Raw genomic sequence first — 9,606 nt, 5'->3', positions numbered from 1 at the left:
CCCGCCGCCGCGGCGCGAGTTCCAGCGCGGCGGCCATGCCGGCCAGCCCGCTGCCGATGATGATGACGTCGAATTCCATGAGCGGACCTCCCGTAGTCCCTATGCCGGCCCGACGCTGGCGTACAGCGGCGTGTCTTGCGCCAGGTCGCCGCTGGCCTGCACGCGGCGCTTGCGCCGTTCCGCGAAGTCCAGCATGCGGTCGATCGGCGCCTTGGCGCGCAGGCCGAGCGCCGGATCCAAGGTGATTTCGTTGCGGCCGTGCTCCAGCGTCTCGGCCAGATTGGTCAAGGCATTCATGGCCATCCAGGGACATTGCGCGCAGCTCTTGCAACTGGCGCTGTCGCCCGCCGTGGGCGCGGCCAGAAAGGTCTTGCCGGGCGCCAGCGCCCGCATCTTGTGCAGGATGCCCTGGTCGGTGGCCACGATCAGCAAGCTGGTATCGAACTTGCGCGCAGCCTCGATCAGTTGGGTGGTCGAGCCCACCACGTCCGCCTGCGCCAGCACCGCTGCGGGCGACTCGGGATGCGCCAGCACCTTGGCCTGCGGGTGTTCGGCGCGCAGCAGTTCCAGTTCGACGCCCTTGAACTCGTCATGCACCAGGCATGAACCCTGCCACAGCAGCATGTCGGCGCCGGTCTGGCGCTGCACGTAGTCGCCCAGGTGCCGGTCCGGCGCCCACAGGATTTTCTCGCCGCGCGCATGCAGGTCGGCGATCACGTCAAGCGCGATGGACGAAGTGACGACCCAGTCCGCGCGAGCCTTCACCTCCGCACTGGTGTTGGCGTAGACCACCACCGTCCGGTCGGGATGCGCATCGCACCACGCGGCGAAATCGGCGGCCGGACAGCCCAGGTCCAGCGAACACGTGGCGTCCAGGTCCGGCATCAGGATGCGCTTGTCCGGGCTCAGTATCTTGGCCGTCTCGCCCATGAAGCGCACGCCGGCCACCACTAGCGTGCGGGCCTCGTGATCGCGCCCGAAGCGCGCCATCTCCAGCGAGTCGCCAACGCAGCCGCCGGTCTGTTCGGCCAGTTCCTGCAGTTCCGCGTCGACGTAATAGTGGGCGACCAGCACGGCGCGCTCCCGCGCCAGCAGTTCGCGTATACGCGCCACGCAGGCTGCTCGCGCGGCGGCTGGCAAGGGTTCGGGCACGCGGGCCCAAGCCTGGCCGACGGTGCTGGGGCAGCTGGGCGTGGCGGGCAGATCGAATTCGACGTAGCGGCGGCTGGGGGTATCCATGGACGCGTCTCCTCGCGGATTTTTATGCTCAGTTTGAGCATTTAATGGTCAAAAAAAAGAGCACTATTTATGCTAGTGTTGAGCATAAATAGTGTCAATCTCTTTTTTTGGGTGGAGCCGCCCTGCGCCCGGACAGCGGCCTGGCCCCTCAGATAAAGATCGAACCGCGCAGATACAGCGCCGCCTGGCCGCTGATGATCACCCGCCCGTTGTCCAGCACCTCGCAATGCAGCTGGCCCTTGCGCGCCCCGCCCTGCTGCGCGCTCAGGCTGCGCTTGCCCAGGCGCTGGGCCCAGTACGGCGCCAGCGAGGTATGCGCCGATCCGGTCACCGGATCCTCGTTCACGCCCACGCGCGGCCCGAACCAGCGCGACACGAAATCGAATTGCGCCGACGGCGCCGTCACCGCCACGCCGCGCGTGTCGAAGGCCGCCAGCGCGGCGAAGTCCGGCTTCAAGGCATCGATCAGCGCTTCATCATCGATCACCACCAGATAGTCGTCCGTCTTGTAGAACGCCTGCGCGTCCGGCAGGCCCAGCGCCTGCAGCAAGCCCGGCGGGATTTCCTGCGCTTCGGGCTGCTTGGCCGGGAAATCCATCGCCAGCCGGTCGCCAGCGCGGCGCACCTGCAATTCGCCGCTGCGCGTGGCGAAGCGCAGTACATCCTCTATTGCGCCCAATTGCTCGAACAGCACCCATGCCGACGCCAGCGTGGCGTGGCCGCACAAGTCCACCTCCACCGCGGGCGTGAACCAGCGCAGCTCGTGGACATCGCCCTTGCGTACAAAGTAGGCAGTTTCCGACAGATTGTTTTCTTCGGCGATGCGTTGCAGCGTTTCGTCCGCCAGCCACGCCTGCAGCGGCACCACCGCGGCGGGATTGCCGCCGAAGGGCGCGGCGGTGAAGGCGTCTACCTGATAGATGTCGAGTTGCGGCATGGCGGGTCCTGGTGATGGCTGAAAATGCGCGCGGGAGCGCGAACCGGCATTCTCCTATGAAAACGACGGCGCGGATCCAGCAGGCTTCCCCGCTACACCGTGCGCACGAACAATCCCCTGAGCTTGCTCCAGAAATCCCCGCCCAGCACGAAGAAGCTGGCGATCAGCATGATGTCCCCGGCCAGTTGGGCCTGCCACAGATTGGGCCGCAAGCCCGGCCACATTTCGTCGATGTAGGGTTCCAGCACCGAGGTCAGGATGGGCAGGAAGAACATGATCAGGCCGATGGCGTGGCGCACGGGGCCGACCTTCTGCACGGGCGCGAGTTTCCTGGCATGGCCGAACACGATGGACTTCAGCCGCTGAAAGCCCTCCTTGCCCATGACGGCGATGCAGCTCAACAGCAGCACCTTGTTGGCGATGAACACCGTGCCGGTCAGCGCGGCGATGCGCGGACCCGGCACGTCCAGGTAACCCGCCACCGGGATGAGAAACCACAGGGCAAAGGCGATGATGAACAATCCTATCCCGCATTTGAAGCGCCATCCCGCCGCGGGCGCGGGTTGGGCTGGTTCGTCTGGCAATGACATGGCTGCCTCCTGGTTCAAGCGTCTGAGGGGACTGCGGTTGAAGGATTGTTTCCCGGATCCTGCCTGGCTGACGCACGGGTGCGCGGTTCGAGCAGGCGCAGCATCAGGCAGGCGTAGAGCGTGACGCCGATGAACAGGCCCATGCGCACCGCAAATGCGGTGTAGACGTCCTTGCCAGCAACGCTGTCCTGCACCGACTGGCCCAGCAGGATGACCAGCGTCACCAGCGTGTTCAGCCAGAAGCTGGGCGGATGCCGGGTCGGACTCAGCCGGTAGAGCTTGCGCGCGGCCACGAGGCCGAACAGCAGCATCCAGAGAAAGAACATCCACAGGCTCACGAACAGGCTCAGGGCGCACCAGAAAGCGACCGCCAGCGCACCGCCCAGCAAGGTCGAGCCCAGCAGTTCGCGGGCCGCGCCCTGCCCCGCCGTGACGCAGCTTTGCCGCCCTAGGCTGACCGATTTCAGGATGATGGGCATGTAGCCCAGCGGGTCGGTCAAGGCCAGCAGGAAGGCTGGCATCACCACGAGCGAGGCGCGCAGGGCCATGCGGCCGGCCTCGTCCGGCGGCAGGACTGGAGCCGCGGGCGGCGCAGGAGCGGCAGACGACTCAGGGAACAGCAGATGGCAGCCGCCCAGCACCAGGACGGCGACCAGCAATCCTTTGCCGAGCGCCTCGATCACCAGGGCGGCCAGCGCGAAATCGACGGTGCCGGCGGCGGAAATCATCGTCAGGCCGATGATGAGAAAAGTCGACAGCAGATTATTGCCGCCGCGCAGCCCGTGGCGGAAGGCGAAGTAAAGGCAAAGGGCGATCAGCAGCACCCCGCTCAATGGGTAGTAGCGCAGCAAGGGGCTCAGCAGCAGGCCGATGGCGGTGGTGAGCAGCGCCATCAGCATCAGGCCCAGCCCGCTCTTGAACGACAGGGGCCGGTTCATCGAAGCCAGCAGCAACACGCCCAGCACCGGCGCGACCATGGGTATGGGCAGGTCCAGGCCGAAGCTGATGGCCGTGCAGCAGGCGGTGCCCACGCCCACACGCAGTGCGCGCCGGCCGCGGGGATCGGGATCAGTACGCATAGGAAAGCCAGCTCATCAGCCGCATATACCCGCGACCCAGCAGATTGAGCGGATTGCCGGCATTGGGAAAGGCCATGACCTCGGCTTGCCCGCCCACGCGCACGCCGCTCAGGGCCGGCAGGTCGCCGGGATCGAATTCCACGATGACGGGAAAGCGCTGCGCCGGCCGCAGCCAGTCGCGGCTGTTCTGCACCGTGGGCAGGCTGCCGGGCGGCGTGCCCGGCCCCACGTTGACGCCATACCCGACGCTGCGCACGCGGCCCTTGAAGATCTGTCCCGGCAACGCATCCAGGATGATCGCCACCGGCGTGCCCGATTCCACATGGCCCAGGTTGTTCTCCGTCATTTCCGCACTGATCCAGACGTCATGGATGGCGATCAGCGTCATGACCGGGTTGCCGGCGGCGGCGAACTGCCCGGCATCGGTGCGCAGATCGGTGATCAGTCCCGCCGAACGCGCCCGCACCTGCGTGTTGGCCAGGTCCAGTTCGGCCTTTTCCAGGGCGGCGGCGGCGCTGCGCAGCTTGGCGTTGTCTTCCTCGCTGCCGCCTTCCTGCTCGCGAGCGCGCTGCACCTCGGCGCGCGCCGCGGCGACCTGGCTGATGGCTTGCGCCAAATTCGCCCGCGCGATTTCCAGCCGGCGCAGCGAGACGGTGCCCTGATCCTCGCGGTACAGACGTTCGAGCCGGGTGCTGTCCTGGCGCGCCTTCAGTTCGTTGGCTTGCGCCGCGCGCAAGGAGGCCTGCGCCGAATCGATGCCCGCGGTGCTGGCGCCGATCTGTCTGCGCGTGGATTCCAGGTCGGCGCGGGCGCGGTCGACGGCAATGCGGTAGTGCTCGGGATCGACGTCGAACAGGACCGCGCCGGCCTCGACGTCCTGGTTGTTGCGCACGTGCACCCGGGTCACGCGCCCCGAAACCTCCGACGCCACCGGCACGACAAAAGCCTGCACCCGCGCCTGCTGGGTGTACGGGGTGTAGCGGTCGGCCAGCAGATACCAGGCCAGGCTCAGGACGATGAACAGGACCGCCCATCGGACGCCTTTTTTCGCGGGATCCGGCGCAGGCGCGGCGGCGGGCGGGGATGGCGAGTCACTCATCGGGTCGCACCTTTTGCGCGGACAAGGCGGCGTCGGAGGCAGGCGCCGGTTCGGACAGCAGATCGCCCCAGTCGGTGCGCTGCCGCATCTGCTCGCGGGTCGCCGGGTCGAGCACCGGCTCCGCGCTGTACCAGCCGCCGCCCAGCGCCTTGTACAGGGCGATGAGGTCGCTCACCGCGCCGCCGCGGTTCACCACGTAGGCGTCCTGCTGGACCGCCAGCGCCTGCTGCGCGTCCAGCACGCGCTGGAAATCGGTATAGCCCTCGCGGTAGAGCGCGTTGGCCAGTGTGAGCGAGCGCCCGGCGGCCTGCGCCGACTGCTGCAGGATGCCGTCGCGCTCCAGGGCCTTGATCAGGCCGCTGGCCGCGTCGTCGGCTTCGCGCGCCGCCTGCCGGACGTCATCCTGGTAGGCCACGATCAGCTGCTGCAGCCGGGCGTCCTGCACGCGCACATTGTTCTGCAGGCGGCCGTGGTCGAACACGTTCCAGCTGAGGGCGGGGCCTGCCAACAGCGCCATGCCGCCCGCCGTGCCGGCCAGCGACGTGGCGGACCAGGCGATGCTGCCCAGCAGGGTCAGCGCAGGATAGAGATCCGCCGCGGCCACGCCCACTTGCGCCGACTGCGCGGCGATGCGCAGTTCCGCCGCGCGGATGTCGGGACGGCGCAGCAACAGGTTGGCGGGCACGTCCTGCAGCACCGCCCGGCCGATCAGCGGGACCACCGCCGTCTTGTCCTCCAGTTCCGGCATGGGGCCGGGCGGGCGGCCGACCAGGACCGCCAGGGCGTTGCGGGTCCGCATGATCTGGCTTTCGAATTCGGGGATGGTGCCCAGGGTGCTCAGGTACTGCGTCCTGGCCTGCTGCAGGTCCAGTTCATCGGTCTCGCCGCTGCGGAACAGCTTTTGCGTGATCTCGTAGCTGCGTTTCTGGATGCCGGCATTGTCGCGGGCGATCCGCAGCCGCGCCTCGGCTGTGCGCAGCGCGTAGTAGCTCTCCGCCACCTGCGCATGCAGCAGCACCAGCACGTCGTCACGATTGGCCTGGGCTTCGAAATACAGCGCGTCAGCCGACTCGATGGCGCGGCTGAACCGGCCCCAGAAGTCCAGCTCCCAGCCTATGTCGAAGCCGGCGCTGTATTGCCAGAAGCTGCTGGGCCGCGGATTTCCTTCAGCTGAACGCGAGGACCGGTGCTGATACAGGGCGTTGGCCCCGACCACCTGGGACTGCGGGTAGCGGCCGCTCTGGGCGATGCCGAGCTGCGCGCGGGCTTCCATGATCCGCAGGCCCGCGATGCGCAGGCCTGCGTTGTTCGCGTCGGCCTGCGCGATCAGGTATTCGAGGACGGGATCGCCGAAGACCTGCCACCATTGGCGGGCGTCCGGCTGCAACTGCAGGCGGCTGGCCTGCTGCAGCGCAGGCGTGCTCCAATCCGCGGCCCAACCGGTGCGCTGGGGCACGAAGTCCGGCCCGACACGCATGCAGCCGCCCAGGCAAAGCATGCCGATCAGCAACAGCCGGTTCGAACAGGTCAGCGGCGACATCGGGTATCGGGTCCGTGCAGAGCCTAACCGCCATGGTTCACCAGGCAGCTCCGACCTTGCCGGAGCGCAGTGTGCGAATTGATTCTATTGGCCTTTTCCGCTTCTAGCCAGAGGATCATTTTTCGGAGGAAGCACTAGGTAAAAAGCACTGCTGCGGCCTGCCCGTGTACAAGCGCCAGCGGTCGGCGCTACAGTAAAAAATTCGAACGCTTCGACCGTTTTCCGGCAGCATGTTCTGGAGTGACGTCATGACCGCTCAGAAGAAGGCAGCAGCAGAAGAAAAGGCACCGGCACAAGCCAAGCTCTCGGGAAAGAAGTACGCAGAGGAGCTGGCCAGGCTGCACATCGAGCTGGTCAAGCTCCAGGAATGGGTCAGCCAGACCGGCGCCAAGGTCTGCATTCTTTTCGAAGGACGCGACGGCGCCGGCAAGGGCGGAACCATCAAGGCCATCACCGAGCGTGTCAGCCCGCGCGTCTTCCGGGTGATCGCCCTGCCCGCCCCCTCGGACCGCGAAAAAACCCAGATGTACATGCAGCGCTACCTGCCTTACCTGCCGGCGGCGGGCGAGGTCGTGATCTTCGACCGCAGCTGGTACAACCGCGCCGGCGTCGAACGGGTGATGGGGTTCTGCACCAAGGACGAGGTCAAGATCTTCCTGAAAGGCGTGCCGCTGGTCGAACGCGCCATCGTCGGCTCGGGCATCATCCTGCTCAAGTACTGGCTGGAAGTCAGCGAAGAAGAACAGACCCGCCGGCTGCAGGCCCGCATCACCGATGAGCGCAAGATCTGGAAGCTGACCAGGATGGACCTCGATTCGTACAGCCGCTGGTACGACTACTCGCGCGCCCGCGACGATATGTTCGCGGCGACCGATACCAGCGTATCGCCATGGTTCGTCGCTCAGTCGGATGACAAGAAAAAGGTGCGCCTGAACATCATCAGCCACCTGCTCGCCCATATCCCATACAAGCGCATGCCGCGGGCCAAGGTGAAGCTGCCCAAGCGGCAGAAGGCCGGCGGCTACCGCGATCCGGGACATCCCTTGAGGATGGTTCCCGCGAAATTCTGAGCCACGCGCTGCCCTCTCCCTCCCGTCAACGCCCTAGGAGAACGATCTTGGCTGCCCTGCTGATCAACCACGTGGAAGAAAGCACCTCCGACGAAGACATCCGGAGCTTTCTCATGAAGTACGGCTTTCCGTCCTTCGACCGCATCCAGCGCGTTCCGAGCGAGGGCGAGCGGCCCGCCGTCCTGGTGACATTCGACGGCGCCGGCCCCGAGGAGCTGCGCGTGCTGGCGCCCCGCATACATCAGGTGTTCTGGAAGAACCACACGATCGCCGTGCTGGTGATGCGGGAGCCCATTGAATAAAGGGCCACGTTGGCCCGGGCCGCCTGCGGCCAAATCGTGACCAGATGTGCTCCTTAAGGGTTTCCCCCAGGAATCCCGCTGTCGATTTCCGGTCCACTGATACGTCGTGTCAGTACGCACAACCTTTTCAAAGGCGGACTTACCATGACTACCGGAACCGTAACCCTGCATCGCGTCATGCGCGCGCCGGCCGAACGCATCTATCGGGCCTTCCTGGAGCCCGACGCGATTGCGCGCTGGCTTCCCCCCTACGGCTACACCTGCCTGGTCCACCAACTGGACGCCAAGGTCCGCGGCATGCACAAGATGTCGTTCCGCAACTTCGGCACCGGCCACAGCCACAACTTCGGCGGCGAATACCTGGAGCTGGTGCCGGGCCAGAAGATCCGCTATTCAGATCAGTTTGACGATCCGAACCTGCCCGGCCGCATGCAAACCACCGTCACCCTGCGGCAGGTCTCCTGCGGCACGGAAGTGAACATCGTGCAGGAAGGCATACCGGCCGCGATACCGCCAGAAATGTGCTACCTGGGCTGGCAGGAATCGCTGGCGCAACTGATGCGGCTGGTCGAACCGGAAATTCCCGACTGAGCGTCGGGGCGCAACGAACCGGGCTTGCCCGGCTTCACTTTTTTCTTGCGATGAACTGCACCACGCAGGCCGGCCCCGTGTGGAATATTCCCTCGATCACGTCGCGCTCGATTTCCCGCGCAAGCAGCACCTCGCAATTTGGGAAGTCCTGCTCCAGGTCGGCGCGCGCCATGAGCATGTCGGCATCCGGGGGGCCGCCCGTGCCCCGGCCGAGCTGGGCCTTCCGGTATGCCTCCAGCAGGATGATGCCACCCGGCTTGAGGGACTGTTCGGCCAGGCGGTGCACTCTCTTGCGCAAGCCGCCGGGCATGTGGGCGAAGATCGACACGACGGCGCCGAAGGATTCTGGCGGCGGTTCGTACAGGGCAAAATCCGCGGTTTCGGTGCGGATCGACACGCCCTTCGCGGCCGCCAGCCGGCGCGCCTTGGCGAGCCCGACGGCGGAACCGTCCACGCCGAGCACGTCCAACCCCAGCGAGGCCAGGTAGACGGCGTTGCGTCCCTCCCCTTCGGCCACGCTGAGCACCGGCCCCGAAAGCAGTCCCGCGTGCTCCGCCAGGAAGGCGTTCGGCTCGGTCCCGTACACGTATTCGTCAACGGCGTAGCGTTCATCCCACATATGTTGAACTCCCTGAATGCTCGTCATGGCCCGCCGCCAGGAAGGGTTCCCGTCCGGTCCGCGCCAGAAAGCAATCAGTCTTGCACTTCAAGTCGACTTGAGGTCAAGCGGATCACGCGGCCGGATTACGTCAGGGACGCTCAGGCCGGGCCTGGCGCTTCTTCCCGGCGGCGGCGCGCGGCGCTGCCGCGCCCGACAGCAGATCCTGCACCAGTTCGATGACCCGCTCGGCGGTCGGGGAAAGCGTGCGGCGCGCGCGGTGGATGACGCTGTAGGTCAGCGGGCCGGCGGCGGGATAGGACAGCGGCAGCGGCTCCAGCACGCCTTGCTCCAGTTCGGCCGCGATGGCCTCGCGCGTGCAGAACAGCACCACGTCACTGCCCAATGCGACGTCGCGCAGCGTGGCGACGCTGTCGCACTCGAAGGCGATGGGCAGGTCCTCCGGCCGCGCCACCTGGTACAGCCGGGCCAGGTACTCGCGCGCCCGCAGCGGCAGGTCGGTGGCGGCCAGGCGGTACTGAGCCAGCGCCGCGCGCAGGC

Annotated in this window: 12 protein-coding genes; 3 read left to right on the top strand and 9 right to left on the bottom strand. The window is 66.6% G+C overall.

Annotated features, from left to right (window positions below; genetic code table 11):
• The 7 genes from VIR09_RS31610 to VIR09_RS21850 form a co-directional block, all read right to left on the bottom strand.
• A partial coding sequence (locus tag VIR09_RS31610; protein ID WP_414639452.1) for an FAD-binding protein occupies window positions 1–79 on the bottom strand: 79 nt, incomplete at its 3' end.
• A gap of 20 nt (window positions 80–99) precedes the next feature.
• Complete coding sequence (gene nadA / locus VIR09_RS21875) at window positions 100–1,239, bottom strand: quinolinate synthase NadA (RefSeq protein ID WP_332014761.1); 1,140 nt, start codon at window positions 1,237–1,239, stop codon at window positions 100–102.
• Window positions 1,240–1,387: 148 nt separating this feature from the next.
• On the bottom strand, window positions 1,388–2,176 hold the full coding sequence (locus VIR09_RS21870; protein WP_332014760.1) for a PhzF family phenazine biosynthesis protein: 789 nt from the start codon (window positions 2,174–2,176) through the stop codon (window positions 1,388–1,390).
• A gap of 92 nt (window positions 2,177–2,268) precedes the next feature.
• Window positions 2,269–2,766, bottom strand: a complete 498-nt coding sequence (locus VIR09_RS21865) for a transporter suffix domain-containing protein (RefSeq protein ID WP_332014759.1) — start codon at window positions 2,764–2,766, stop codon at window positions 2,269–2,271.
• A 14-nt stretch (window positions 2,767–2,780) separates the two neighbouring features.
• Window positions 2,781–3,845, bottom strand: a complete 1,065-nt coding sequence (locus tag VIR09_RS21860; RefSeq protein WP_332014758.1) for a DUF2955 domain-containing protein — start codon at window positions 3,843–3,845, stop codon at window positions 2,781–2,783.
• The gene (locus tag VIR09_RS21855) at window positions 3,835–4,944 is read right to left on the bottom strand and encodes an HlyD family secretion protein (RefSeq protein ID WP_332014757.1); all 1,110 of its coding nucleotides are present in this window, start codon (window positions 4,942–4,944) and stop codon (window positions 3,835–3,837) included. Before VIR09_RS21855 ends, VIR09_RS21860 begins: the two co-directional genes overlap by 11 nt.
• A complete protein-coding gene (locus tag VIR09_RS21850; RefSeq protein ID WP_332014756.1) occupies window positions 4,937–6,484 on the bottom strand; it encodes a TolC family protein in 1,548 nt (515 codons plus the stop codon). Before VIR09_RS21850 ends, VIR09_RS21855 begins: the two co-directional genes overlap by 8 nt.
• 248 nt (window positions 6,485–6,732) lie before the next feature.
• Between VIR09_RS21850 and ppk2 the strand changes: the two genes are divergently transcribed.
• From ppk2 to VIR09_RS21835, 3 genes are all read left to right on the top strand, one after another.
• Window positions 6,733–7,554 carry a polyphosphate kinase 2 gene (ppk2, locus tag VIR09_RS21845; RefSeq protein WP_332014755.1) on the top strand — a complete coding sequence of 274 codons (822 nt, stop codon included), beginning with the start codon at window positions 6,733–6,735 and terminating at the stop codon, window positions 7,552–7,554.
• A gap of 47 nt (window positions 7,555–7,601) precedes the next feature.
• Window positions 7,602–7,856, top strand: a complete 255-nt coding sequence (locus tag VIR09_RS21840) for an RNA-binding protein (protein WP_332014754.1) — start codon at window positions 7,602–7,604, stop codon at window positions 7,854–7,856.
• A 144-nt stretch (window positions 7,857–8,000) separates the two neighbouring features.
• The gene (locus tag VIR09_RS21835; RefSeq protein ID WP_332014753.1) at window positions 8,001–8,447 is read left to right on the top strand and encodes an SRPBCC family protein; all 447 of its coding nucleotides are present in this window, start codon (window positions 8,001–8,003) and stop codon (window positions 8,445–8,447) included.
• A gap of 34 nt (window positions 8,448–8,481) precedes the next feature.
• Here the strand turns inward: VIR09_RS21835 and VIR09_RS21830 are convergent, their stop codons facing one another.
• Together VIR09_RS21830 and VIR09_RS21825 are read right to left on the bottom strand one after the other, a co-directional pair.
• Entirely contained in the window at window positions 8,482–9,093 is a 612-nt protein-coding gene (locus tag VIR09_RS21830) for a class I SAM-dependent methyltransferase (RefSeq protein WP_332014752.1), read from the bottom strand.
• A 103-nt stretch (window positions 9,094–9,196) separates the two neighbouring features.
• Window positions 9,197–9,606: LysR substrate-binding domain-containing protein (locus VIR09_RS21825; protein ID WP_332014751.1), on the bottom strand; the 410-nt coding region annotated here is incomplete at its 5' end.

The organism is Achromobacter sp., from assembly GCF_036567245.1.
Classification (GTDB): Bacteria; Pseudomonadota; Gammaproteobacteria; order Burkholderiales; family Burkholderiaceae_B; genus Achromobacter.
This window is presented reverse-complemented; position numbering and strand designations above follow the sequence as displayed.

Coding starts and splice junctions, on each gene's coding strand:
- nadA (WP_332014761.1), bottom strand. CDS start 1,239: ATGGATACCCCCAGCCGCCGCTACGTCGAATTCGATCTGCCCGCCACG.
- VIR09_RS21870 (WP_332014760.1), bottom strand. CDS start 2,176: ATGCCGCAACTCGACATCTATCAGGTAGACGCCTTCACCGCCGCGCCC.
- VIR09_RS21865 (WP_332014759.1), bottom strand. CDS start 2,766: ATGTCATTGCCAGACGAACCAGCCCAACCCGCGCCCGCGGCGGGATGG.
- VIR09_RS21860 (WP_332014758.1), bottom strand. CDS start 3,845: ATGCGTACTGATCCCGATCCCCGCGGCCGGCGCGCACTGCGTGTGGGC.
- VIR09_RS21855 (WP_332014757.1), bottom strand. CDS start 4,944: ATGAGTGACTCGCCATCCCCGCCCGCCGCCGCGCCTGCGCCGGATCCC.
- VIR09_RS21850 (WP_332014756.1), bottom strand. CDS start 6,484: ATGTCGCCGCTGACCTGTTCGAACCGGCTGTTGCTGATCGGCATGCTT.
- ppk2 (WP_332014755.1), top strand. CDS start 6,733: ATGACCGCTCAGAAGAAGGCAGCAGCAGAAGAAAAGGCACCGGCACAA.
- VIR09_RS21835 (WP_332014753.1), top strand. CDS start 8,001: ATGACTACCGGAACCGTAACCCTGCATCGCGTCATGCGCGCGCCGGCC.
- VIR09_RS21830 (WP_332014752.1), bottom strand. CDS start 9,093: ATGACGAGCATTCAGGGAGTTCAACATATGTGGGATGAACGCTACGCC.